This is a genomic window from Methylobacterium iners (genome assembly GCF_022179305.1).
Classification (GTDB): Bacteria; Pseudomonadota; Alphaproteobacteria; order Rhizobiales; family Beijerinckiaceae; genus Methylobacterium; species Methylobacterium iners.
On the sequence record NZ_BPQP01000078.1, the window covers coordinates 13,249 to 36,407 of the forward strand.

At 68.2% G+C, this 23,159-nt stretch carries 22 protein-coding genes; 12 read left to right on the top strand and 10 right to left on the bottom strand.

The annotated features are described in order from the left end of the window. The first annotated feature begins 66 nt into the window (after positions 1 to 66). From MFF55_RS21735 to MFF55_RS27240, 3 genes are all read left to right on the top strand, one after another. On the top strand, positions 67 to 4,119 hold the full coding sequence (locus MFF55_RS21735) for a Pls/PosA family non-ribosomal peptide synthetase (RefSeq protein ID WP_238246200.1): 4,053 nt from the start codon (positions 67 to 69) through the stop codon (positions 4,117 to 4,119). Continuing rightward, positions 4,077 to 4,571: a hypothetical protein gene (locus tag MFF55_RS21740; RefSeq protein WP_238246201.1), complete on the top strand. Its 495-nt coding sequence runs from the start codon at positions 4,077 to 4,079 to the stop codon at positions 4,569 to 4,571. Before MFF55_RS21735 ends, MFF55_RS21740 begins: the two co-directional genes overlap by 43 nt. Positions 4,572 to 4,752: 181 nt before the next feature. Beyond that, positions 4,753 to 4,932, top strand: a complete 180-nt coding sequence (locus MFF55_RS27240; protein ID WP_373874851.1) for a hypothetical protein — start codon at positions 4,753 to 4,755, stop codon at positions 4,930 to 4,932. Between the two features lie 15 nt (positions 4,933 to 4,947). Here the strand turns inward: MFF55_RS27240 and MFF55_RS21750 are convergent, their stop codons facing one another. Further along, the gene (locus MFF55_RS21750) at positions 4,948 to 5,595 is read right to left on the bottom strand and encodes an alpha/beta hydrolase (RefSeq protein ID WP_238246202.1); all 648 of its coding nucleotides are present in this window, start codon (positions 5,593 to 5,595) and stop codon (positions 4,948 to 4,950) included. A gap of 297 nt (positions 5,596 to 5,892) precedes the next feature. On the opposite strand from MFF55_RS21750, the gene MFF55_RS21755 reads away from it, so the two are divergent. The 7 genes from MFF55_RS21755 (at position 5,893) to MFF55_RS21785 (ending at position 13,149) form a co-directional block, all read left to right on the top strand. Continuing rightward, positions 5,893 to 7,056: a cysteine desulfurase family protein gene (locus MFF55_RS21755; RefSeq protein ID WP_238246203.1), complete on the top strand. Its 1,164-nt coding sequence runs from the start codon at positions 5,893 to 5,895 to the stop codon at positions 7,054 to 7,056. A gap of 70 nt (positions 7,057 to 7,126) precedes the next feature. Then, the gene (sufB, locus tag MFF55_RS21760; RefSeq protein WP_238246204.1) at positions 7,127 to 8,596 is read left to right on the top strand and encodes a Fe-S cluster assembly protein SufB; all 1,470 of its coding nucleotides are present in this window, start codon (positions 7,127 to 7,129) and stop codon (positions 8,594 to 8,596) included. 160 nt (positions 8,597 to 8,756) lie between these two features. Next, entirely contained in the window at positions 8,757 to 9,506 is a 750-nt protein-coding gene (sufC, locus tag MFF55_RS21765; protein ID WP_238246205.1) for a Fe-S cluster assembly ATPase SufC, read from the top strand. Next, positions 9,506 to 10,828, top strand: coding sequence for a Fe-S cluster assembly protein SufD (gene sufD / locus MFF55_RS21770; RefSeq protein ID WP_238246206.1), 1,323 nt, complete (start codon positions 9,506 to 9,508; stop codon positions 10,826 to 10,828). Before sufC ends, sufD begins: the two co-directional genes overlap by 1 nt. A 57-nt stretch (positions 10,829 to 10,885) precedes the next feature. Next, the gene (locus tag MFF55_RS21775) at positions 10,886 to 12,130 is read left to right on the top strand and encodes a cysteine desulfurase (RefSeq protein WP_238246207.1); all 1,245 of its coding nucleotides are present in this window, start codon (positions 10,886 to 10,888) and stop codon (positions 12,128 to 12,130) included. A 94-nt stretch (positions 12,131 to 12,224) separates the two neighbouring features. Continuing rightward, complete coding sequence (locus MFF55_RS21780) at positions 12,225 to 12,605, top strand: SUF system Fe-S cluster assembly protein (protein WP_238246208.1); 381 nt, start codon at positions 12,225 to 12,227, stop codon at positions 12,603 to 12,605. 166 nt (positions 12,606 to 12,771) lie between these two features. Then, positions 12,772 to 13,149 carry a HesB/IscA family protein gene (locus MFF55_RS21785; protein ID WP_238246209.1) on the top strand — a complete coding sequence of 126 codons (378 nt, stop codon included), beginning with the start codon at positions 12,772 to 12,774 and terminating at the stop codon, positions 13,147 to 13,149. Between the two features lie 20 nt (positions 13,150 to 13,169). Here MFF55_RS21785 and MFF55_RS21790 read toward each other — a convergent pair whose 3' ends face one another. The 7 genes from MFF55_RS21790 to MFF55_RS21820 form a co-directional block, all read right to left on the bottom strand. Further along, positions 13,170 to 14,249 (bottom strand): GGDEF domain-containing protein, encoded by a 1,080-nt coding sequence (locus MFF55_RS21790; protein ID WP_238246210.1) that lies wholly within the window; start codon positions 14,247 to 14,249, stop codon positions 13,170 to 13,172. 137 nt (positions 14,250 to 14,386) lie between these two features. Next, positions 14,387 to 15,853 (bottom strand): DEAD/DEAH box helicase, encoded by a 1,467-nt coding sequence (locus MFF55_RS21795; protein ID WP_238246211.1) that lies wholly within the window; start codon positions 15,851 to 15,853, stop codon positions 14,387 to 14,389. Between the two features lie 232 nt (positions 15,854 to 16,085). After that, entirely contained in the window at positions 16,086 to 16,379 is a 294-nt protein-coding gene (locus MFF55_RS21800) for a hypothetical protein (RefSeq protein ID WP_238246212.1), read from the bottom strand. A gap of 101 nt (positions 16,380 to 16,480) precedes the next feature. Beyond that, the gene (locus MFF55_RS21805; RefSeq protein WP_238246213.1) at positions 16,481 to 17,563 is read right to left on the bottom strand and encodes a YsnF/AvaK domain-containing protein; all 1,083 of its coding nucleotides are present in this window, start codon (positions 17,561 to 17,563) and stop codon (positions 16,481 to 16,483) included. A gap of 43 nt (positions 17,564 to 17,606) precedes the next feature. After that, positions 17,607 to 17,996 (bottom strand): hypothetical protein, encoded by a 390-nt coding sequence (locus tag MFF55_RS21810; protein ID WP_238246214.1) that lies wholly within the window; start codon positions 17,994 to 17,996, stop codon positions 17,607 to 17,609. 91 nt (positions 17,997 to 18,087) lie between these two features. Next, complete coding sequence (locus MFF55_RS21815) at positions 18,088 to 18,927, bottom strand: YsnF/AvaK domain-containing protein (RefSeq protein ID WP_238246215.1); 840 nt, start codon at positions 18,925 to 18,927, stop codon at positions 18,088 to 18,090. Then, positions 18,924 to 19,472: a YsnF/AvaK domain-containing protein gene (locus MFF55_RS21820; RefSeq protein ID WP_373874852.1), complete on the bottom strand. Its 549-nt coding sequence runs from the start codon at positions 19,470 to 19,472 to the stop codon at positions 18,924 to 18,926. The genes MFF55_RS21815 and MFF55_RS21820 overlap by 4 nt, the downstream gene beginning before the upstream one ends. A gap of 253 nt (positions 19,473 to 19,725) precedes the next feature. On the opposite strand from MFF55_RS21820, the gene MFF55_RS21825 reads away from it, so the two are divergent. After that, complete coding sequence (locus tag MFF55_RS21825; RefSeq protein WP_238246216.1) at positions 19,726 to 20,283, top strand: LemA family protein; 558 nt, start codon at positions 19,726 to 19,728, stop codon at positions 20,281 to 20,283. A gap of 23 nt (positions 20,284 to 20,306) precedes the next feature. Then, the gene (locus MFF55_RS21830; RefSeq protein WP_238246217.1) at positions 20,307 to 21,320 is read left to right on the top strand and encodes a M48 family metallopeptidase; all 1,014 of its coding nucleotides are present in this window, start codon (positions 20,307 to 20,309) and stop codon (positions 21,318 to 21,320) included. 82 nt (positions 21,321 to 21,402) lie between these two features. Here the strand turns inward: MFF55_RS21830 and MFF55_RS21835 are convergent, their stop codons facing one another. After that, positions 21,403 to 22,092 (bottom strand): AprI/Inh family metalloprotease inhibitor, encoded by a 690-nt coding sequence (locus MFF55_RS21835; protein WP_238246218.1) that lies wholly within the window; start codon positions 22,090 to 22,092, stop codon positions 21,403 to 21,405. 187 nt (positions 22,093 to 22,279) lie between these two features. Further along, the gene (locus MFF55_RS21840) at positions 22,280 to 22,621 is read right to left on the bottom strand and encodes a hypothetical protein (protein ID WP_238246219.1); all 342 of its coding nucleotides are present in this window, start codon (positions 22,619 to 22,621) and stop codon (positions 22,280 to 22,282) included. Positions 22,622 to 23,159 lie beyond the last annotated feature (538 nt).

The window sequence follows — 23,159 nt, forward strand, 5'->3', positions numbered from 1 at the left end:
ACGGCCGGGGGCGCCGGTCGAGGAACGATCCCGGCCAGGCCCAGGGATCGGCAGCGGAGCCGAGGGATGAGCAGTCTCGCCGAGAAGACCCGGCCGGGGGCGCCTGCGCTCTCGGACAGGGCGGTGCTGCGCGGGGCGAGCCGCCCGGACCTGATCCGGGACGAGGTGCTGGCCGAGATCTTTTCCGGGACCGTGCGGTCGCGGCCGGATCATCCGGCGCTGGTCGACGGGGCTCGGCGTCTCCCCAACGGCACCTTCCTCGTGCTCACCTATGCCGAGGTCGAGGCCCGCGCCGATGCGATCGCCCGAGGGCTCAGCCATTGCGGCATCGGTCCCGGCGACGTGGTCGGCCTCTGGATGGCACGCGGCCCCGACCTGCTGATCAGCCAGATCGGCATCACCAAGGCCGGTGCCGCCTGGCTGCCCTTCGACGCCGAGGCCCCGGTCGACCGGGTGGCGGTCTGCTTGGACGACGCCGCAGCCAAGCTCCTTCTCGTGTCAGAGGCCCTTGCCGGCGGGGCGCCCTCCGGAATCCCGGCGCTGACGCCGGAGCGGCTCCTCGCCGCGACGCCCGCGACCGTGCCTGCGCCCGATCCCCGCGCCGCCGGCCTGACGCCGGGGCACCCCGCCTACCTGATCTACACCTCGGGCTCGACGGGCGTCCCGAAGGGCATCGTCATCAGCCACGCCAATATCTGCCACTTCCTGCGCGCGGCGAACGAGCTCTACGGGGTGCGCGCCGACGACGTCGTGTTCCAGGGCGCTTCGGTGGCTTTCGATCTCTCGATGGAGGAGATTTGGGTGCCCTACCTCGCGGGGGCAACGCTGTTCGTTGCCTCCCCGGCCATGATGGGCGATGTCGATGCGCTCCCCGCCCTCCTGACGGAGGCACGCGTCACTGTTCTCGACACGGTGCCGACCTTGCTCGCGATGCTGTCGCAGGATCTGCCGGGCGTGCGCCTGATCCTGCTCGGCGGCGAGGCCCTGCCCGAGCCCCTGGTCGCGCGCTGGGCGACGCCCGGGCGGTACCTGTTCAACACCTACGGCCCGACCGAGGCCACCGTCGTCGCCACCGCCGCCGAGATGCAGCCGGGCGAGCCCGTCACCATCGGCGGCCCGATCCCGAACTATTCGGTGTATGTCGCAAGCGAGACGCTGGAACTGCTCGGGCCGGGCGAGCCCGGCGAGCTGTTGATCGGCGGTCCTGGCGTCGCTGCCGGCTACCTCAAGCGTCCGGAGCTCACGGCGGAAAAATTCATCGCCAACCCGTTTCCCTCGGACGGGAGCGATCCGGTCCTATACCGCTCCGGCGACGCCGTCTCCCTTGACGACGCCGGCAACATCGTCTTCCACGGCCGCATCGACGATCAGGTCAAGATCCGCGGCTTCCGGGTCGAACTCGGCGAGATCGAGGCGCGCATCCAGGCGCTGCCGGGCATCAATCAGGCGGCGGTGGTGCTGCGGCAGGACGACGGCGTCGACCGACTGGTCGCCTTCCTCGTGCCCGAGCGCGGCGCCGAGATCGATCGCGGGGGCCTGCGCCAGACCCTCGCCGGGCAGATGCCGCCCTACATGGTGCCCGGGCACTTCGAGAGCGTCGCGACGCTGCCGCGCCTGACCTCGGGCAAGGTCGACCGCAAGGCCTTGAAGGCCGCGACCCTCAGCATCGTCGACACGGCCGGCGAGCAGGAGCCCCCGGCGAACGAGACCGAGGCCGCCCTGCTCGCCGCCGCGCTCCAGGTCTTCGGCAACCAGGCGATTCCGCTCGAGGGCGACTTCTTCGCCGATCTCGGCGGCCACTCGCTGCTCGCGGCCCGCTTCGTCGGCGCCGTGCGCGAGGTTCCCGCCCTGGCCGGCATCACGCTCCAGGACGTCTACGGCCGGCGGACGCTGCGCGCGATGGCCGACGCCCTGATCGAACGGACGGGCGGCGCTGGCGGCGAGGCGGCGATTCAGGACCTGAGCTTCCAGGCCCCGCCGCTCCTGCGCCGCGCCCTGTGCGGGCTGGCCCAGGCCCTGGCCCTGCCCTTCGTGATCGCGCTCGCGACCTCGCAATGGCTCGGCATCTTCGTCACCTACCTGCTCATCACCGGCGGTTCGCTCGGCTTCTTCGCCGAGATGGCCGTGCTGCTGCTCGTCTATATCGGCATCAACGCCGTCACGGCCTGCGTCGCCATCGCGGGGAAATGGATCGTTCTCGGGCGCACGAAGCCCGGCCGCTACCCGCTCTGGGGCGTCTACTACTATCGCTGGTGGCTGGCGCAGCGGCTGACGCCGCTCGTGCACATCAAGTGGCTGCAGGGCTCGCCGGCCATCGCGATCTACCTGCGGCTGCTCGGCGCGAGGATCGGCGAGGATGCGCTGATCTCGGATCTCGAGGTCGGGGCGCCCGACCTCCTCGAGGTCGGGGCCGGCGCCTCGCTGGGCGGCCGCCTCGTCATCGCCAATGCCGAGGTGGTCGGCAACGAACTCGTGATCGGCACCGTCCGGATCGGCGCCGACGTGGTGACCGGCGCCTCCTGCGTCATCAGCCACGACACGGTGATCGGCGACGGCGCCGAGATCGCTGACCTCACCACGATCCCCACCGGCACCCGCGTCGGGCCGGGCGTGATCTGGGACGGCTCGCCCGGCCGCAAGATCGGCACGGCCGATCCTTCCAGCCTGCCCGCGCCGGCGCAAGCCTCGCCCCGGCGTCGCGCCGGAGCGCTCGCCCTCCACGCCTTCCTGCTCGCGGCGATCCCGGCGGTCGGCCTGCTGCCGATCTTTCCCGCCTTCTACATCTTCGACCAGCTCAGCGACTCGCTCGGCGGCCTCACCGACATCGACTACCATTGGTACCTGCCGCTGCTGACCTGGCCGACCGCCATGCTGATGACGGCGGGCACCGTGCTCCTCATCGCCGGCATCCGCTGGCTCATCCTGCCGCGGGTCCGCTCCGGCACCTACTCGGTCCATAGCGGCTTCTACCTGCGCAAATGGACCGTGGCGCTCGCCGCCGAGGTGACGCTGGAGACGCTCTCCTCGCTCTTCGCGACCGTCTACATGCGGGCCTGGTACCGCCTGATGGGCGCCCGGATGGGGCAGGGCGCCGAGATCTCGACGAACCTCGCCGGCCGCTACGACCTCGCCGAGATCGGCGCGCGCAATTTCGTGGCCGACGAGGTGGTGTTCGGCGAGGAGGAGATCCGGCGCGGCTTCATGCACCTGGAGCCGGTGCGCACTGGCGCCCGCGTCTTCATCGGCAACGACGCCGTCGTGCCGCCGGGCGCGATCATCCCCGACGACGTGCTCATCGGCATCAAGTCGAAGCCGCCAGCCAATGAGATGATGGCGCCGGGCGACACCTGGTTCGGCTCACCGCCGATCAAGCTGCCGGCGCGCCAGCGGGTCGATCTCGGCTCGGCGGCGCAGACCTACGAGCCTGGCGCCTGGCCCAAGCTCAGGCGCGGCCTGTTCGAGGCCTTCTCGACCTCGTTCTCGCCGATGCTGTTCATCAGCTGTGCCATCACGGCCATCGACTTCTACTTCTATCCCGCGATCCTGGCGCAGGACTGGGTGGGCTTGGGCCTCAGCTTCATCGCGATCAGCGTGGTGATCGCCTTCATCCAGTCCTTCACGGTCATCGCCGTGAAGTGGCTCCTGATGGGCGTCTACCGGCCGGGCATGCGCCCGATGTGGTCGTGGTGGGCGATGCGCACCGAGGCCGTGGCCGTGCTGTACTGGGGCTTGGCTGGCAAGGTGCTGCTCGAACATCTCGCCGGCACGCCGTTCCTGCCCTGGATGCTGCGGCTGCTCGGCGTGAAAGTCGGACGCGGCGTCTGCATGCTCACGACGGACATCACCGAGTTCGACTGCGTCACCATCGGCGATTACTGCACGATCAACCGGATGTCGGCCCTCCAGACCCATCTCTACGAGGACCGGATCATGAAGGTCGGCCGGGTCGTCGTCGGCCGGGGCGTCTCGGTCGGCGCCTTCTCGACGGTGCTCTACGACACGAAGGTCGGCGACTACGCCCGGCTGCGTCCGCTCACCATCGTGATGAAGGGCGAGTCGATTCCGAAACATTCGGAATGGGAGGGCGCGCCGGCGGTGCCGGTAGTGCGCGCTTCCTGAATTTTTTAACTGAAGCGCTGTTCCATCTATGGCGAAAAGCTGCCGAGGGTGAGATGCGATTGACCGTATGGATCGGCTTCGCCCTGGCGGTGATGCAGACGTCGCCAACACTCGCGACAGAAGCGGATGCGTTGCTCGGCTCATGGCAGCAAGTCGCGACAAGTGCTGGTGCCTGTCCCACATGCCGTCTCGAATTTCGGGAGGGCGAGCAGGGCTTATCCGTGATCGCCAACAACGGCTGGACCGCGATCCTCGAGGGATCGCGCGTCGGTACTTTTAGTGGCACAGGCCGTTGGCGCTCCGGTGGCCGCACGTGGATAGCCGGACGGCCATTTACAATCGGCTTCGATTTGGACGGCGATCGTCTAACGATGACGATGAAGGTCGATATGGGTAAGGAGCCCAACCCGGTCGTCAGAGCCGTCTACAAGCGGGATTGGCAGGGCGTGTAGGTCGCTGCCTCACCAATTCCTTCAGCCTCAGCCGCCTGTCGAGAAAGATGTCCACGGTTGGAGTTGCGCGCCACCATCGTGATGTTCCGTCCCGACAACAGGAGACTCCCATGACGAGAGCCGCCGTCGGCGACGGGCTGACCAAGTCTCAACGCCACTGCCGAACCCGCATGGCAAGGGGATGAAGCTGCTACTCGTCTGGGTTCCGGACCCAAGGGTGCCCAATTTCCAGGCGGAGGCGGCGCGGATTATCGCAGCGACGGCCATCCATCACGGGCTCACGTTCGTGACGCGCGACGTCGGCGACGACGCGAGAACTGACGTTGCGCTTTTCAATCCCTGGTCAGATCCAGCGGCGTAAGGGGCGCCCTTCGCCCTACTCCTTCGGCCCCAGCCGCTTGTCGAGATAGGTGTCCACAGTCTGGGTCAGCTCGTCGACCTTGCCGTCGAAGAAGTGGTTGGCGCCTTCGACCATCTGGTGCTCGATGATGACGCCCTTCTGCGTCTTCACCTTCTCGATGACGGGCATGACCTCGCGGGCCGGGGCGACGCGATCCTCGGAACCGTGGACGAACAGGCCGGAGGAGGGGCAAGGCGCCAGGAAGGTGAAGTCGTAGCGGTTGGCCATGGCCGCGATCGAGATGAAGCCTTCGATCTCGGGGCGGCGCATCAGGAGCTGCATCCCGATCCACGAGCCGAACGAGACGCCGGCGATCCAGCAGGCCCGCGCCTCGGGGTTGACCGATTGCACCCAGTCGAGCGCCGAGGCCGCGTCGGAGAGCTCACCCGTCCCGTGATCGAAGGAGCCCTGGCTGCGCCCGACGCCGCGGAAGTTGAAGCGGAGCGCCGCAAAGCCCCGGTTCGCAAAGGTGTAGAACAGGTTGTAGACGATCTGGTTGTTCATCGTGCCCCCGAACTGGGGGTGCGGGTGCAGCACGATCGCGATCGGCGCGCCCTTCTTCTTGGGCGCCTGATAGCGCCCCTCGAGGCGGCCGGCCGGGCCGGTGAAGATGACTTCAGGCATGGTGGTCTCGAAACTCCTGTCGCCATCGGCGGGATCCCGGCCGCGCAACCGGCGCGAAACCGCGCAGGCGCAGAGCGTGCCTTGACTCGCCCCAGGAGGCTCTTAAAAGCACTCTTAGAACGGTTCTAGGTGATTGGAATGATTCCAATCAACGCGACGGGACCACGTTCGACGGGTTCGTTTCCTTGGATGGCGGGCTGCGGACGACGTGCCGTTGGCGCGCCTTAGCATGATCGTGGGGGGCGAAAGCAAGGAATTGTGGGTCTTGGGCCTAATGCTGCCAGCGGTTTGCCGGGCTTGACCGTGCCGCGCGCCTATCTCGACCACAACGCCACCACGCCGGTGCGGCCGGAGGTGGCCGAGGCCGTGGCGTCGGCGCTGGCGCTGCCGGGCAACCCCTCGTCGATCCATGCCGAGGGGCGGGCGGCGCGCGCAGCCCTGGAGGCGGCCCGCGACGCCGTGGCGGCCCTCGTCGGCGGTGGGCGCGTCGTGTTCACGAGCGGCGGCACCGAGGCGGCCAACGCGGTGCTGTCCGGTGGCCTGACCCGCGAGGGCATGCCTGTGCCGACCCAACTTCTGGTTGGGGCGACGGAGCATCCCTGCGTGATGGCGGGGCACCGGTTCCCGGACCACGCGGTGGAGGTCCTGCCCGTCGATCCTTCCGGTCTGATCGATCTCGATGCCCTGCGCCGTGCCCTCGGGCGGCGGGCCGGTGAGCGCGTGCTGGTCTCCGTGCACGCCGCCAACAACGAGACCGGTGTGATCCAGCCCCTCGGCGAGATCGCGGCCCTGGCCCGCGCGCATGGGAATGCGCTGGTGCACAGCGACGCGGTGCAGGCCGTCGGCAAGATCCCGATCGATATCGGCGCGCTCGGGCTCGATGCCCTGACCCTGTCCGGCCACAAGTTCGGCGCGCCCAAGGGCATCGGCGCGGTGATCCTCGCCGAGGGCGTCAGCCTTGGGGCGCCCCTCCTGCGCGGCGGCGGCCAGGAGGAGCGATCGCGCGGCGGCACCGAGAACCTCCCCGGGATCGTCGGTCTCGGCACCGCCGCGGAGATCGCGAGGGCAGAAGCGCCAGCGCTTGCCGTGCGGCTCGCAGGCTGGCGCGATGCGCTCGAAGCGCGCCTTCGCGGGGTCGCGCCCGATGTCGTGGTGTTCGGGGAGGGCGCGCCGCGCCTGCCCAACACCCTCTGCTTCGCGGTTCCCGGGCTCGACGCCGCGACCGTCCTGATGTCCCTCGACCTCGCGGGCGTCGCGGTGTCCTCCGGCTCGGCCTGCGCGTCTGGCAAGGTGGCGCGCTCGCCCGTGCTCGCGGCGATGGGAGTGAGCCCTGCGCTGGCCGCGGGGGCGCTGCGCGTCAGCCTCGGGTGGAACAGCGTGGAAAGCGACACGACACGCTTCCTCGAAGCCTTCGAACGGGTCGTTTCGACCCTATATGAACGGCAGGGACGGGCGGCATGACGATTGCCCCTCCACGCCATCCTCTCACCAACGCCCGGCCCTTGACGCCGGAGCTGTTAGGAGACGCCTGATGCCTGCAGTGCAGGAGACCATCGATCGGGTCCGCTCGATCGACCTCGACCAGTACAAGTACGGTTTCGAGACCACGATCGAGATGGAGAAGTCCGAGAAGGGCATCTCCGAGGACGTGATCCGCTATATCTCGGCCAAGAAGGACGAGCCCGAATGGATGCTGGCCTGGCGCCTCGACGCCTACAAGCGCTGGCAGACCATGAAGGAGCCCGAATGGGCGCGCGTCTCGTATGACAAGGTCGATTACAAGGACATCTACTACTACGCCGCTCCCAAGCGCCCGGCGGCGATGTCCCTCGACGAGATCGATCCGGAGATCCTGAAGACCTACGAAAAACTCGGCATCCCTCTGCGCGAGGTCGAGGTGCTGGAGGGCATCGCCCCCGAGCGCCGGGTTGCGGTCGACGCGGTGTTCGACTCGGTCTCGGTGGCCACCACCTTCAAGGCGGAGCTTTCCAAGGCCGGCGTGATCTTCATGCCGATCTCGGAGGCGATCCGCGAGTACCCGGACCTCGTGAAGAAGTATCTCGGCTCGGTCGTGCCCGTGACCGACAACTTCTTCGCCACCCTCAACTCCGCGGTCTTCTCCGACGGGTCCTTCGTCTACATCCCGCCGGGCGTGCGCTGCCCGATGGAGCTGTCGACCTACTTCCGCATCAACGAGCGCGACACCGGCCAGTTCGAGCGCACGCTGATCATCGCCGACAAGGGCTCTTACGTCTCGTATCTCGAGGGCTGCACCGCCCCGAAGCGCGACGACAACCAGCTCCATGCCGCGGTGGTCGAGCTCGTGGCTTTGGACGATGCCGAGATCAAGTACTCGACGGTCCAGAACTGGTACCCGGGCGACAACGAGGGCCGCGGCGGCATCTACAACTTCGTGACGAAGCGCGGCGATTGCCGGGGCGTCAACTCGAAGATCTCGTGGACGCAGGTCGAGACCGGCTCGGCGATCACCTGGAAGTACCCGTCCTGCATCCTGCGCGGCGACAATTCTCGCGGCGAGTTCTACTCGATCGCGGTGTCGAACGGCATGCAGCAGGTCGATTCCGGCACCAAGATGATCCATCTCGGCAAGAACACGACGAGCCGGATCATCTCGAAGGGCATCTCCGCGGGTCGCTCGCAGAACACCTACCGCGGTCTCGTCTCGGCCCACAGGAAGGCGGCGGGCGCACGCAACTTCACCAATTGCGACTCGCTGCTGATCGGCGACCAGTGCGGGGCGCACACGGTACCCTACATCGAGTCGAAGAACTCTTCCGCGCAATTCGAGCACGAGGCCACGACCTCGAAGATCTCGGAAGACCAGATGTTCTATTGCCAGAGCCGCGGTCTCTCGAACGAGGAGGCCACGGCGCTCATCGTCAACGGCTTCGTGCGGGACGTGCTGCAGCAACTCCCGATGGAGTTCGCGGTGGAGGCCCAGAAGCTGATCTCGATCAGCCTGGAAGGCTCGGTCGGCTAGGGCGCGTCGCCGGCTATTCAGCGCGTATTGCCCCTCTCCCCTCTGCGGGAGGGGGTGGCCCGCGAAGCGGGTCGGAAGAGGGAAGCGCGATCTTTTCGGAGAGGGCGGTGCTCGCCTCTCCGGCCTCGCGGTTCAATTTGTTGGAACGGACTTTACTGAAATGATCGAAATCAAGAACCTCGTCGTCCAGATCGAGGACAACCGCATCCTCAACGGCCTCAGCTTGACCGTGAACGATGGCGAGGTCGCCGCCATCATGGGACCGAACGGCTCGGGCAAGTCGACCCTGTCCTACGTCATCGCCGGTAAGGAGGATTACGAGGTCCTCGACGGCGAGATCCTGCTCGACGGCGAGAACATCCTTGAGATGAGCCCCGACGAGCGTGCGGCGGCGGGCGTGTTCCTCGCGTTCCAGTACCCGCTGGAGATCCCGGGTGTGGGCACCATGACCTTCCTCAAGGCGACGCTCAACGCCCAGCGCAAGGCGCGCGGCGAGGGCGAGCTCTCGACGCCCGACTTCATCCGCAAGGTCAACGCGGCCGCCGACAAGCTCGAGATCAACAAGGACATGCTCAAGCGCGCCCTCAATGTCGGGTTCTCCGGCGGCGAGAAGAAGCGCATGGAAATCCTGCAGATGGCCCTCCTGGAGCCGAAATTCTGCGTCCTCGACGAGACCGATTCCGGCCTCGACATCGATGCCCTGCGCATCGTCTCGGAAGGCGTGAACGCGTTGCGCGCGCAGGGCCGCTCGTTCCTCGTCATCACCCACTACCAGCGGCTCCTCAACCACATCGTGCCCGACACCGTGCATGTCATGTCGCAGGGCCGCATCGTGAAGTCGGGTGGCAAGGAGCTGGCGCTCGAACTCGAGGCCTCGGGCTACGCCGAGTACCGGACGGAGGCCGCGTGATGGCCGAGATCACGCCCCTGCGCTCGCCCGCCGAGACGGGCCTCGCCAAGCTCTTCGAGGCCACGAAGATGCGCTACCCGACGGGCGTCTCGATCGCCCGCGAGGAGGCGTTCCGCTACTTCGAGGCGGTCGGCCTGCCGACGCGCCGCGTCGAGGCCTTCAAGTACACCGACCTGAGCTCGGCGTTCCGTGATGCGGCCCACCCGGCCGAGGTCCCGAGTGCCGAGCTCGCCGCTGCGGTCGTTGCCGGCGCCCAGGGCTTTGCGGGGATCGAGGCGGTCCGCCTGACCTTCGTCAACGGCCACCTGATCGCGGATCAATCCGACCTCGGCCGCATTCCGGCCGGCGTCACCGTGACTCCGCTGACCCAGGCGCTCAGCGAAGGCCATGCGCTCCTCGACCAGCTGACGCCGGTGCGTCAGGCCTCCGAGAACCCGATCTATCAGCTCAACACCGCCTTCCTGGCGGATGGCGCGCTGATCGCCGTGAAGGCCGGCGCCAAGGTCGAGACGCCTTTGCACCTGCGCTTCATCGCCACCGTTTCGGAAGCCTTCTCGACAGCCACGCGCGCGCTGGTCGTGCTGGGCGAGGGCGCCGAGGTCACGGTGCTGGAGAGCCATGAGGGACCAGACGGCGTCGCCTACCAGCCCAACGATGCCCTCGACGTGACGGTGGCCGACAACGCCGCCTTCCGGCATGTCCGCCTGAACGCCGAGGGCCGCGAGGCAGTCGCCCTGTCGACGTTGTCCGCAAAACTTGGCGCCCAGGCCTCGATCGAGACCGTGAACCTCGTCGTCGGCGCCGTGCTCTCGCGCCATCAGGTCTACCTGAACTTCGCCGGCGCCGACGCCAAGGCGATCGTCAACGGCGCCTCCATGCTGAACGGCTCGCAGCTCGCCGACACCACCTTCCTGGCCGACCACGCGGCCACCGGCGGGGTGAGCCGCGAGCTGTTCAAGACGGTGGTCGACGGCGCCGCGACCGGCGTCTTCCAGGGCAAGATCATCGTCCAGCAGGCGGCGCAGCAGACCGACGGCAAGATGATGTCGGCCTGCCTCATCCTGTCCGACGACGGCCAGATGATGAACAAGCCCGAGCTCGAGATCTTCGCCGACGACGTCGCCTGCGGCCACGGCGCCACCTGCGGCGCGCTCGACGACGACCTGCTCTTCTACCTCATGGCCCGCGGGCTGCCGAAGGCCCAGGCCGAAAGCCTGCTCGTCCAGGCCTTTCTCGGCGAGGCGGTCGAGGCGGTGAGCCACGAGGCTGCGCGAGAGGCGCTCGTCGCCGAGATCGAGCGCTGGCTGGCTGCGCGGGGCTAGCGCCGCGAGAGCCCTCCCGGCCGAGGGAAGGGCAGGACACACAAGACAGGTTTCGCCATGAACGCACCCGTCCTGCAGACGCCCTACGACGTCGAGGCGATTCGGAAGCAATTCCCGATCCTGTCGCAGACGGTCTACGGCAAACCGCTGGTCTATCTCGACAACGCCGCCTCGTCACAGAAGCCGCGCGCCGTGATCGACGCGATGGTTTCCTGCATGGAGACGGGCTACGCCAACGTCCATCGCGGCCTGCACTTCATGGCCAATGCCGCGACCGAAGGGTTTGAGGGCGCACGCGAGACCACGCGGCAATTCCTCAACGCCGGCTCCACCGACGAGATCATCTTCACCCGCAACGCGACGGAGGCCTACAACCTCGTCGCGTCCTCGATGGGACTGTCGGGACAGATCGGGGAGGGCGACGAGATCATCCTCTCGATCATGGAGCACCATTCCAACATCGTGCCCTGGCACTTCCTGCGCGAGCGCAGGGGGGCCGTGATCAAGTGGGCGCCGGTGGACGACGACGGCAACTTCCTGATCGAGGAATACGAGAAGCTCTTCACCGCGCGGACCAAGATGGTCTCGATCACCCACATGTCGAACGTGCTCGGCACCGTGACCCCGGCGGCCGAGATCGTGCGCATCGCCCATGCCCACGGCGTGCCGGTGCTGCTGGACGGCGCGCAGAGCGCGGTCCACCTGCCGATCGACGTGAAGGCCCTCGATTGCGACTTCTTCGTCTTCACCGGCCACAAGGTCTACGGTCCGACGGGGATCGGCGTGCTCTACGGCAAGCGCGAATGGCTGGAGCGGCTGCCGCCCTACCAGGGCGGCGGCGAGATGATCCGCACCGTGTCGCAGGACGCGATCACCTACAACGATCCGCCGCACCGCTTCGAGGCCGGCACGCCGGCGATCGTCGAGGCCGTGGGTCTCGGCGCGGCGCTCGAGTTCATGATGGGGATCGGCCGCGAGAGCATCGCCGCCCACGAGGCCGGTCTCCTCGCCTATGCGCAGGAGCGGCTCGGCGCCATGAACGCCGTCCGCATGATCGGCACTGCCGAGGGCAAGGGCGGGGTGATCGCCTTCGAGATGAAGGGCGCGCATGCCCACGACATTGCCACCGTGATCGATCGCTTCGGCGTGGCGGTGCGGGCGGGCACGCACTGCGCCATGCCGCTGCTCGACCGCTTCGGGGTCACCTCGACCTGTCGCGCCTCGTTCGGATTGTATAATACGACCCACGAGATCGACGTCCTCGCCGAGGCGCTCGCCAAGGCCGAGATGATGTTCGCCTAGGGCATCAAAGCGATGCCCTAGGCCCTTGTTCTTGCATCAGCTTTTCCGAAAGGTGAGCACCACTTTTCGGGTCGATGCCCAGAGGATTATTGCAATGAGCGATGCAGCCATCACGGGCGGCACCAACGCGCCCGCCGTCGCCGCGGCCTCCGCGATCCCGCCGGAGGAGCTCGACCGCCTGACCGACGACATCGTGGCGGCGCTCAAGAGCGTCTACGACCCCGAGATCCCCGCCGACATCTACGAGCTCGGCCTGATCTACAAGGTCGACATCGCCGACGACCGCAAGGTCGCCATCGACATGACGCTGACCGCGCCGGGCTGTCCCGTCGCCGGCGAGATGCCGGGCTGGGTCGAGAATGCGGTCGCCGCCGTGCCGGGGGTCCAATCCTGCGAAGTGACGATGGTGTTCGATCCGCCCTGGGATCAGAGCCGGATGTCGGACGAGGCCCGCGTCGCGCTGGACATGTGGTGAGGGCGGCTCAGCGGGCCGGCGTGTCGGGAGCGGGTTCGAAGGAGAACGTCGGCAGCGCCGAGCGGGCAGGAGCTTCGCTGGACCCCGCACCGTGCAATCCTTATCTTAAGCGCGCACGATCATCCTCACCCGCCCGGGCCTTGAACCCGGCTGCCGGAGAGCAACCATGACGACGAGTTTCAAAGTCCTCTCGCTGACCGACGCAGCGGCCGACCGGATCAAGGCGATCATCGCGGATGCGGAGCGGCCGATCGCCGGCCTGCGGGTCGGCGTCAAGAACGGCGGCTGCGCCGGCATGTCCTACACGATGGAATATGCGGAGGGCCCGAAGCCTGGCGAGGACCGCGTGGAGGATCGCGGCGTCACGGTCTTCATCGACCCGAAGGCGGTGCTGTTCCTGCTCGGCACCCAGATGGACTTCCAGACCTCGAAGCTCGCGTCTCAGTTCGTGTTCAACAACCCGAACCAGACCTCGGCCTGCGGCTGCGGCGAGTCGGTGGCGATCACGCCTGCGAACCCGGAAGCGTTGCGCGTCTCCGCCTGAGGCGGGGACGCGGAGCCCCGTCAGGCGACGTTCGGCAGATCGGCCTCGGTCAGGGCCGTGGTGTCGTCGACGGTCCTGTTGCGGCCGTTGCGCTTGGCCATGAACATGCAGCGGTCCGCGCGCTCCAGGAGCGAGATCGGGGTGTCGCCCGGCTGCAGGGCCGCGACGCCGAGAGAGATCGTGACCTTGCCGAGGGACTCCCCGGTCGAGCGTTTCACGAGCTCGCGGCCCATCACGCTGCCCCTGACCTGCTCGGCGATGGCGAAGGCCGCCGTCCGGTCGGTGTCGGGCAGGATGATGCCGAACTCCTCGCCGCCGAAGCGGGCGAGGGTGGCCCGGCCCTTGACGTGCTCGCGCATGACGATGGCGACGAGGCGCAGGACCTGATCGCCGGTGAGATGGCCGTAGAGGTCGTTGAAGCGCTTGAAGAAGTCGACATCGATGACGATGAGGCTCGCCGGCGTGGCGCCCGCGGCGGCGCCCTCGACGAGCCGCTGCAGGCTGTCCTCGAAATGCTTGCGATTGGCCAGGCCCGTCAGCGTATCGGTCAGGCTCTCGATCCGCGTCGCCTCCAGGGTTTCGCGCAAGGTCTCGATCTCGCTGCGGCTCTCGCGCATGCGGGCTTCCAGCGCCTGGTTGTTGGCCGCGACCTCCCGGGTGGTCGCCACTAGGGCGGCGACGATCTCGCGGGTCCGGGCGCGGGTCAGCTCGACTCCGTCGAGGTCCTTCGACAGGGCCTTCAGCGAGGCGCCGTACTGCGCGCTTGATCCGAGCGAGAGGCCGATCACCTCCATGATCCCCTCGATCTCGGCGAGGACGTTCGTGCTCATCCGCTCGGCCTCCGCCGAGAGGCGGCGGCTGTCGAGGTAGGTCTCGTAGAGGCTGTCGATGTCGGCATCGGAGAGGATGCCGCTCTGCATCGTCAGCCGCTTCACGGCATCGTTCAGAAGCGGCTGGGCGCCGGACACGTAGCTGTACCAGACGCTGTAGGCGCGCGGCGTCGCCGAGGAGCCGTAATCGCGCATCAATTCGTTGGCGCGTTGCGCCAGGGCGAAACTCCGCTCCCGGTCGCCGTCGTTGCCGTCGCTCAGTCCGCCCATCTTTCCTCGACCCGCGATCCAGCCTGGCCGGGGGCCGCATCTGGACGGCAGCATCCTGGCGCGGCGGTGGTGGAGATGGGGTTAAAGCGACGTCGAACCCGTCCCTCCGACGGCCTCGCCGGACGGAGGAAGAGCGGCTACTTTTCTTTCTTCACCACGGCCGGCCGCAGCATGAAGGCCGGCACATGAGAGCCGAGGCCGAGCGGCGTATCGCCGTCCTCGGCCTCCTCGCGGCGGCGCGGGGGAGGGCGCCGCTCCTCGCGCGAACGCTCGACCGGCCGTTCGCGAGGCGCGGGTGCGGCCGCGACCACGGCCTCCGCCGCCACGGCGACGGGCGCGGACGGCGCGCGCCGGGACGTGGGCTTGCGGGCTCTGGGCTCCGCCTTGGCCGTCTCGCCGCCGCGGGGTCGGCGCTCGCCGGTGCGGCCGCGATGGCGAGTGCGCGGCTCGGCGTTCCCGGTATCCTCAGGGAGCGAAGCGAGGTCCCCCTCCGCCCAGGGGATCGGCTGGCCGATCAGAGTCTCGATCGCGGCGAGCGAGCGCTCGTCGGCGCGGCTCGCCAGGGTGAAGGCGGCTCCCGCCCGCCCCGCCCGCCCGGTGCGGCCGATGCGGTGGACGTAGTCCTCCGGGTGGTGCGGCACGTCGAAATTGAAGACGTGGCTGACGGCGGGGATGTCGAGGCCGCGCGCCGCGACGTCGCTCGCCACGAGAAGCGGAACCTCACCGCTGCGGAACCCGTCCAGCGCGACCGTGCGGGCGCGCTGGTCCATGTCGCCGTGGAGGGCCGCGACGTTGAAGCCGTGGCTCGCGAGCGATTTCTGCAGCAGCGCGACCTCGCGCTTGCGGTTGCAGAAGATGATGCCGTTCTTGAGTTCGGCCTCGCCCCGGATCAGGCGGCGCAGGACGTCGCGCTTCTCATGGCCCTCGGCGCCGACGGCGACGAGCTTCTGGACGATGGTGGCGGCCGTCGAGGCGGGCCGCGCCACCTCGATCCGCTGCGGGTTGTGCAGGAACATGTCGGCCAGCCGCTCGATCTCCGGCGGCATGGTCGCGGAGAAGAACAGTGTCTGGCGGGTGAAGGGCACCATCTTCACGATGCGCTCGATGTCGGGGATGAACCCCATGTCGAGCATGCGGTCGGCCTCGTCGATGACGAGGAGCTCGACGCCGGTAAGCAGCAGCTTGCCCCGCTCGAAATGGTCGAGCAGGCGGCCGGGCGTGGCGATCAGCACGTCGGTGCCGCGCATCAGCTTGGCGTCCTGGTCGCCGAAGGAGACGCCGCCGATGATGAGCGCCACGTTGAGCTTGTGGTTGACGCCGTAGCGGTCGAAGTTCTCGACGACCTGCGCTGCGAGCTCGCGGGTCGGCTCGAGGATCAGGGTGCGCGGCATCCTGGCCCGAGCGCGCCCGTTCTCCAGCAGCGTCAGCATCGGCAGTGTGAAGGCGGCCGTCTTGCCGGTCCCTGTCTGGGCGATGCCGAGCACGTCGCGCCGCGCCAGCACGTGCGGGATGGCCTGGGCCTGAATCGGCGTCGGCTCCGTGTAGCCGGCCGCGGTGACGGCCTGGAGGACCTTGTCGCTCAATCCGAGGTCGGCGAAGGACATAGTTTGGGAGAACCGTTGCGCGCGGGAAACGGACAGACCGGCGCGGAGGACAGCGACGCGAATTGCGGCTCAAGCAGCTGGTCTCGTCGCACCAGCCGACACGCGCACGCGTTACCGGGGACACTTAGAGGCTTGACCTGACGTGTCAATCCGCCTCGCGGAACGCGCCCGCCGTTATCCTGGCTCTGGGCGGAGCAGGGGAGTGGCGGCGACCACCGCAGGGCGAGTGGGGTCAGGCTGACCTGCGGTCGCCCTCGACGACTGTCAGGACAGGGCGCCGGCTGCGCACGGAGAAGAGCAGATCGGTGCAGTCCTGCTGCTCGACCATGATCTGGACCCGATAGCCGAACGATCCGGCCACGCGGCGCGCCTGATCGACATTGGCCGCCGAGACGGTACGGCTGAACGCGCTTCCGCCCTGGGCGAGGTCCGCGAGTAGGAGGCCGATCTCGACGCCCTCGTCGAACTCCCCGCTCCGGCCCGGGAACCGAAGGCGCAATCCCTCTTCGACCTGTATCTGGCGCATCTCATGGACATCCTGTCGAATGTCGATCGCACCATATCAGAGTTAACAAACAGCAAACGCCCCGCCTAAGAGGCGGGGCGTTCCATTGGCGTGCCTTGGGACTAGCGCTTGATGCCCGACCCCGTCGTACCGGTACCGGTGCGGCTGACTTGGCCGCGCTCGTCCTCGACCTCGACCTCGGTGTGACGCACCTTGTCGGAGATCGTCTCGGTGCGGTCGGTGGCCTCCTTGCGCAGGCCGACTTCCTCCACGACCCGTGCCTCCTTGGACACGACCGGAACCTCCTGGTGCTGGGTGGCCTCGATGGTGCGGTCGCGGAAGAGCGCCTCGTCGCCCGCGTTCAGAGCACGATCGGTCGGGCGGCGCTCGACCTGCACGTTCTCTTGGTGCAGGTGGACCTGCTCCTGGACCGGGGTCTCGACCGCGTAGGAGCGGACGCGGACGCGGCCCTGTTCGACCTCGCGCTTGCCGACATGGAGCTGCTCGTTGACGACGGGGATCGTCCCATCGCGCTCGACCGTGTCGGTCCGCGCCGCGGCATGCGTGCCGCTCGCGCCCGACGTACCGAGACCGGCGCTCGTCGCGCCTGCGGCGACGTCGCGGGCGCCGTGAGCCGAGGTCGAGGCGGAAGTCGCCGCGCCGCCGGTCCAGCCTTCCTTGCGCCAGGTCTGCTCGCGCTCGTCGAGGTCGACGGAGCCGTGCTCCTCGAGGATGTCCATGACCTGGGTGGCGCGATTCTCATCGGCGCGCACGGTCAGCATGGTTCCACCTCGCCGGATGCCCTCGGCATAGGTATGCGCATCGCTCTCGCTGAGACCGGCGCCCGTCAGCGAACCGACGAGGCCACCGGTCGCGGCACCGACGCCGGCGCCGGCGAGCGTGGCGACGAGCCAGCCCGCGGCCACGACGGGACCGACGCCCGGGATCGCCATCAAGCCGAGGCCAGCGAGGAGGCCGGCACCGCCGCCGAGAACCGTCCCGAGAGTGGCACCCGTGCCGGCGCCGGTCGATGCGTCCTCGGCCGTATCGCCGTGCGTGCCGTGACTCGACGCAGTGCCCGTGCCCTGGTTGTTGCCGACGATGCTGATGTGATCGTGCGGGACGCCTGCGGCTTCGAGCTTGGTCACCGCCCGGGCGGCGTCATCGTAGCTGTCGTAAAGTGCAGTGATGGTACGAGTGGTCATGGTCTACTCCTGAATTGAGAAACGATCGAGCGTCGCGCCGCGATTACTGGGTCGCGACGTTGCCTTTGAAGTCGACGCCGACGCCGACGCTCTTGCCCTCGAGCATCGCAGTTCCACGCCAGATGCCCTTGTCGTCCTTCTTCAGGTCCTTGATCTCCTTGAAGCCGGCATCTTCGAGCCGCTTGCGGGTCTGACCCTCGGTGAAGCTGTTGGCGCCCTCCTCGAGCTTGGCGTTCGTCACGGCGCCGGTGCTGGCGGGTGCGTTGACGTCGGCCTTGTCCGTGTTGGGCCGCGTCACGGCCTTCTGGCCGTCCGACTTGGCGCTGGAGGCGGCGTCCTTGTCGGCCGGGGTGCCGGTCACCGTGGTCTGGGCCATTGCCGGCGCCGTTCCGAGGAGGGCGAGAAGCGAGAGGGTCGTCAGGGTCGTACGCATGGGATTCCTCGTCTGGTAGGGAGAACCGGCCGAGACCGGTTCGGCTTCAGGTTGAGCGGCGCCCCTTCAGGAGCGCCGCGGGATGACACCTTCAGCGGCCGCGGTCGCTCGACGTGTTGGTCGTGCCGGTGCGGCTGACCTGGCCGCGCTCGTCCTCGACCTCGACCTCGGTACGCCGCACCGTGTCGGAGATGGTCTCGGTCCGATCGTCGGTGGTCTTGCGCAGGCCGATCTCCTCGGTGACGCGCGCTTCCTTGGAGACTACCGCCTGCTCGCCGTGGGCCACGGCTTCGATCGTCTTCTCGGCGAACAGCCGCTCGTCGCTCGGCGTCGGGGCGCGATCGACCGGGCGGCGCTCGACCTGCACCCGCTCGTCGTGGAGCGTCACGCTCTCTTGGACAGGCGTCTCGGTCACGTAGGACCGGACGCGAACCCGCCCGGCCTCCGAAACACGCTTGCCGACCTGCAGACGCTCCTCGACGACGGGGATCGTCTCGTCCGAGGCCGGGGCGCCGCTGCGCGCGGTCGACGTCGCTCCCGCCGCGGCCGAGCCGGCGGAGTAGCCGCTCCAGCCCTCCTTGCGCCACATCGCCTCGCGCTCGTCGAGGTGGACCGCGCCGGAGCTGTCGAGCAGCCCCGCGATCTGCCCGGCCTGCTCGTCGCGGGCCTGGATGCTCAGCATGGTCCCGCCGCGGCTGAGGCCCTCGGAATAGGTGTAGCGGTCCTCCTCGGGGAGGAAGAGATCCTTCAGGGAAGCCCAGAACCCTCCCTCGTCGCGGTGGTGGTCGTAGGCGCTACCCGAATGCGCCGTGCCTTCCCGTCCCGCCGTCAGCCGGATCGTCTCACGGGGAATTCCGGCCTGCACGAGCGACTGGATCGCGGCTTCGGCGTCGGCACGTTTGTCGAACAGGGCTGTGACGGTCTGGGTCATGGCTGGTGCGTCTCCGGCGTCAGTGTGGAGGTTGGCTGCGAGACGTCCGCATTCGGGCCGTCGCGCTCGATCACGGCCTGTTGGCGGCGCAGCGTGACCGGGACTTCGACCTCCTCGCCGGAGGTCGTCCGCTGGATGTGGACCTCCTCCTTCAGGAGGAGCCGCTTCTCAACGACGAGAACTTCTTCGAGAACGGGGATGATGGTGATGCCGGCTTCGGTCCTGACCTGTGGCGCCGTCTCGCCTTCGCCGATGATCCGATCGATGGGAACGCGCGTCACGCCCACTGCATCGGTGCGCAGGCTCTCGCGCCGGATCTCCTCGATGGTCTCGGTCCGTGTGCTGACCCGGACGCGGCCCTGCTCGATGGCGCGCTTTCCGACCTGCACCGTCTCCTCGACCACCGGGACGACGCCGACCAACTCCTCCGAATGTTGACCTTGGACAAGATGATCCGCGTCGCGCATGTCGGCTATTTGCGAGTTCTCGTCGTCGCGCCGAACGATGTTCTCGGCAACGCGCGAGGTGTCTGCATTCTGGCTCATGATCGCATCATCCATCCCGGCGAGAAGAACCGGCGCGGTCTGTGCGAGTTCCACAGATGTTAAAAGAAATTACATTAGCTAAGCTGTTGGGCGTCTTCTTCTTTCGGCGAATACGACGCGCTAAGCTCAGATGCTGGCTGAGGAATTTCCTTCAGCCATGAGATGCTGTCTGGCGCGCCGGGACCAGGGGCAGAGCGCGCGGGCATTTGCTATACGCTCAAGCCTCAAGCTGCGGACGGGGGCGATTCGCGCGATGGAATGGGTCCTGATCGGCGTCGGCGTTGCCGCGCTCCTCTACCTCGTGGCCGTCTATAACGGCCTCGTCTCCCTGCGGGCGCGGGTGGACCAGGCCTTCGGCGACGTCGACGTACAGCTCAAGCAGCGTCACGACCTGATCCCGAACCTCGTCGAGACCGTGAAGGGCTACGCCTCCCATGAGCGCGAGACCTTCGACGCCGTCATCCGCGCCCGCAACGCCGCGGCCAGCGCGCAGGGCCCGCAGAGCCAGGCGGCGAGCGAAGGCGCGCTCAGCGGTGCCCTCGGACGGCTGGTGGCGCTCGGCGAGGCCTATCCGGATCTCAAGGCCAGCGCGAATTTCCAGGCCCTCCAGACGGATCTCGGCGAGGTCGAGGACAAGCTCGCCGCGGCGCGGCGCTTCTTCAACAACGCGGTCGCCGAGTACAACGCCGCCATCGGCGCGATCCCGGCGGCCCTCTTCGCTAGGCCCATGGGCTTCACGCCCAAGACCTTCTTCGACGTCGGGGAGGGGCAGCGCCAAGCCCTCGACGTGGCGCCGAGCGTCAAGTTCTAGGGGCCTGCGAGGGAGGGCCCGGCATGCTCCCGGCCTACGGCCTCTACACGCATATCCAGGCCAACCAGACCCGCTCCCGGCTGCTGATCGCGGGGCTGTTCGGGCTCGTCCTCATCCTCGCCTTCGCCCTGGCGCTGGTGGCCCGCGCCACTAGCCTATCGCTGCCGCGGGGCTACCCTCCGATCCTGTCGAGCTACCTCGCGGCGGCCCTCCAGGACATGCTCTGGGTCGGGCCGCTCGCCTTCCTGGCGACGGGGCTGTGGCTCCTCATCGCCTATCGGTTCCATGGGGCCATGATCGACCGGGTGACCGGCGGACGTCTCGTGACGCGCGAGGAGGCGCCCCGCCTCTACGCCCTCCTGGAGAACCTCTGCATCGCACGGGGCCTGCCGATGCCGAAGCTCGGGATCGTCGACGATCCGGCGCTGAACGCCTACGCCACCGGCCTGAACCCGAGCCAGTACGCCGTCACCGTGACGAGCGGCCTGATGGCCGCGCTGACCGATGCCGAGATGGAGGCGGTGTTCGCGCACGAGCTCACCCACATCCGCAACGACGACGTACGCACCATGATGATCGCCGTGGTCGTCGCCGGCATCTTCGCCTTCGTCGGCGAGATCGTGTTCCGCTCGGGGCTCGACCTCGGCCGCGCCTCCGGCGAGCGCAAGAACAAGGGCGGCGCCCTGCCGGCGCTCCTCATCGGCGTGGCGCTGATCGGCCTCGTCTGGCTGCTGTCGCAGGTGATCCGCTTCGCCCTGTCGCGGACCCGCGAATACGTGGCCGATGCCGGTGCGGTCGAGCTCACCAAGAACCCGGACGCCCTGATCACCGCTCTGCTGAAGATCTCGGGCCGGGGCGAGCTGCCCGGCGTTCCATCCGGCGTGATGGAGCTGTGCGTGGACAACCCGCGCTCCGGCTTCAAGGACTTCCTGGCCACCCACCCGCCGATCGACGACCGGATCGCCGCCCTGACGCGCTACGCCGGCGGGCGGGCACCCGCGTCGGCGGCCGTCGTTGCCCCCTGGGGTCGTGGCTGATTCCGGACGTCGTTCGCTGCGTGGGGACGGACCGACCCCGCCGGCTCGCGGGCTCGTCCGTGCGATCGTCCATGCGCGCTGGTCAAGGCCGCCGGACCATCTGGAGGGGCTTGCCGCCTTCCGCCTTGTCGAAGCCGCCCGGGCCCGGCTCGAAGCGCAGGGAGCCGCCGTCGCCGTAGAGCATCAGCGCGAAATCCTCGATCCGCCAGGATGCCAGCTTGAGGCGCGCGACGGCGGAATCGCAGCCGGCCTCAGGGCGTAGGGCGAAGCTTTCCTCGGCACCCAGGGGCGGGCGGTCGCTGAAGGTGATGGTGCAGAGCGTGGGACCCTCGGGGCGGCGCAGGATCCAGGTTCCGACGATCGCCGGCGCATGCGGCGCCCGCTCGACGCCGGGCTTGGCCCGCACCAGCATGTAGTTCGGGACCTTGTCGCCCCGGGTCTTGAGCAGGGTCGTCTCGTCCTCGACGAAGGTCATCACCCGGCGCCGCGTAGCGTCCGTGAAGGTGAGGCCCTCCGCGAAGGACCAAGCAGCCGCCTCTGCGAGCCGCGGGATGCGGGCGGCGCAGGCGGCGTCTGGGATCGCGCGTCGCCCGCCGATCGTGCGCTCGTCCGTCAGCCGAATGCGGCAGCCGCGCTCGCCGTCATCGGGGACGGCGAGCCACTCGCCGAGTTGTGCCTGCAGGATGTCGGGCGCGACGTCCTGGGCCGTGGAACCCGCGCCACCGGTCAGGAGGCAGGCGAGGAACGAGGCGATCAAGGTGGCGGCGCGCATCGGGCCTCCCGGCGCCCTGTAAGATCCACGCCAGGACGGTCCCAGCGTAAGCCTTACGGGCTCGGCCGCTCCCGGAAAAGACCCGCGTCGACGTTCCCGGTCCGTCGAGGTCCCTCGTCACGGCGAGCCTCCGCCGGGCCTCGTCGAGTTCGATCATGCGCGGGGTTCGGGGAGGTTCGGGACGCGCTCAGCGGCCGTTCTGGAGCCTGAGCGGGACGGCGCAGGGATCGGGGGTCACGCTGGCGGTCGTGCCCAGGATCGATCCCGTGGTCTCGGGATCGGAGAGGCCGCTTGCCAACCTTGCCTCGCGCTGGACGGCGGCGGCGCCTACCAGCCAAGTCATGTACTGCGAGGCGCCGAACCCCAGGAGCGCGATCATCAGGGAGAGCTTGACCGTCCAGGATAGCAGGACGCGCTTCGGCGCCGGTTCGACGAGAGTCGAATCGAAGAGGGGCGGCTCAAGATCGGGGAGGGCGGCCGCACGCTCCGGGAGCGGCGCGGAATCCGGAAACCGGGACGGGGGAAGCATGGGCGCGTTCCGCATGGCGGCTCGCGGCCGCCAGGATTCGGGGCCGTGTCGAACTGCGTCCGACACTCTCCGCAAAGACGGTTAACGCCGCCTTTCGGAGCCCGGATCGGAGCCTCATCGCGACTTGCCCGCGCGATAGCGGAGCGCCCGGCCACGCTGATCCTCACCATCGATCGAGAGAGGCGTGGCAAGGTACTGGGAGGTTCGACCAACGCCTCGTCTGACACGAGCGCGATCCGCCAGGTCTAGTGAATGAACGGCGGACGACAGTCCTGTTGGCTCGACATCAGCGCTTTGTTCGGATCGATCGCGATGTGCGCCATGGCACCGACGCTGCTGACGCGAACTGACTTTCGGCTAACCTTTACCCTTCATTGAGAACTTGGTCCGTATCTGGCGGTGTTGTTGCAGGAAAGCGACAGACCTCGCGGCTGCCAGGACCTACAAGCGCGGCGGCTTTCGCCAACCCAGGACGCGTAAAAAATGAAAAAGCTTTTGACTTCTCTTGCTGCCTTTACGGCGCTGACCACGGTGGCTT

Excerpts from the sequence above, each read along its gene's own strand:
- MFF55_RS21815 (WP_238246215.1), bottom strand. The coding sequence starts at position 18,927 with ATGACCCAGACCGTCACAGCCCTGTTCGACAAACGTGCCGACGCCGAA.
- MFF55_RS21775 (WP_238246207.1), top strand. The coding sequence starts at position 10,886 with ATGAACGCACCCGTCCTGCAGACGCCCTACGACGTCGAGGCGATTCGG.
- MFF55_RS21735 (WP_238246200.1), top strand. The coding sequence starts at position 67 with ATGAGCAGTCTCGCCGAGAAGACCCGGCCGGGGGCGCCTGCGCTCTCG.
- sufD (WP_238246206.1), top strand. The coding sequence starts at position 9,506 with ATGGCCGAGATCACGCCCCTGCGCTCGCCCGCCGAGACGGGCCTCGCC.
- MFF55_RS21790 (WP_238246210.1), bottom strand. The coding sequence starts at position 14,249 with ATGGGCGGACTGAGCGACGGCAACGACGGCGACCGGGAGCGGAGTTTC.
- MFF55_RS21780 (WP_238246208.1), top strand. The coding sequence starts at position 12,225 with ATGAGCGATGCAGCCATCACGGGCGGCACCAACGCGCCCGCCGTCGCC.
- MFF55_RS21805 (WP_238246213.1), bottom strand. The coding sequence starts at position 17,563 with ATGACCACTCGTACCATCACTGCACTTTACGACAGCTACGATGACGCC.
- MFF55_RS21795 (WP_238246211.1), bottom strand. The coding sequence starts at position 15,853 with ATGTCCTTCGCCGACCTCGGATTGAGCGACAAGGTCCTCCAGGCCGTC.
- MFF55_RS27240 (WP_373874851.1), top strand. The coding sequence starts at position 4,753 with ATGAAGCTGCTACTCGTCTGGGTTCCGGACCCAAGGGTGCCCAATTTC.
- MFF55_RS21840 (WP_238246219.1), bottom strand. The coding sequence starts at position 22,621 with ATGCTTCCCCCGTCCCGGTTTCCGGATTCCGCGCCGCTCCCGGAGCGT.
- MFF55_RS21835 (WP_238246218.1), bottom strand. The coding sequence starts at position 22,092 with ATGCGCGCCGCCACCTTGATCGCCTCGTTCCTCGCCTGCCTCCTGACC.
- sufB (WP_238246204.1), top strand. The coding sequence starts at position 7,127 with ATGCCTGCAGTGCAGGAGACCATCGATCGGGTCCGCTCGATCGACCTC.
- MFF55_RS21810 (WP_238246214.1), bottom strand. The coding sequence starts at position 17,996 with ATGCGTACGACCCTGACGACCCTCTCGCTTCTCGCCCTCCTCGGAACG.
- MFF55_RS21750 (WP_238246202.1), bottom strand. The coding sequence starts at position 5,595 with ATGCCTGAAGTCATCTTCACCGGCCCGGCCGGCCGCCTCGAGGGGCGC.
- MFF55_RS21825 (WP_238246216.1), top strand. The coding sequence starts at position 19,726 with ATGGAATGGGTCCTGATCGGCGTCGGCGTTGCCGCGCTCCTCTACCTC.
- sufC (WP_238246205.1), top strand. The coding sequence starts at position 8,757 with ATGATCGAAATCAAGAACCTCGTCGTCCAGATCGAGGACAACCGCATC.
- MFF55_RS21740 (WP_238246201.1), top strand. The coding sequence starts at position 4,077 with ATGGGAGGGCGCGCCGGCGGTGCCGGTAGTGCGCGCTTCCTGAATTTT.
- MFF55_RS21800 (WP_238246212.1), bottom strand. The coding sequence starts at position 16,379 with ATGCGCCAGATACAGGTCGAAGAGGGATTGCGCCTTCGGTTCCCGGGC.
- MFF55_RS21830 (WP_238246217.1), top strand. The coding sequence starts at position 20,307 with ATGCTCCCGGCCTACGGCCTCTACACGCATATCCAGGCCAACCAGACC.
- MFF55_RS21820 (WP_373874852.1), bottom strand. The coding sequence starts at position 19,472 with ATGAGCCAGAATGCAGACACCTCGCGCGTTGCCGAGAACATCGTTCGG.
- MFF55_RS21785 (WP_238246209.1), top strand. The coding sequence starts at position 12,772 with ATGACGACGAGTTTCAAAGTCCTCTCGCTGACCGACGCAGCGGCCGAC.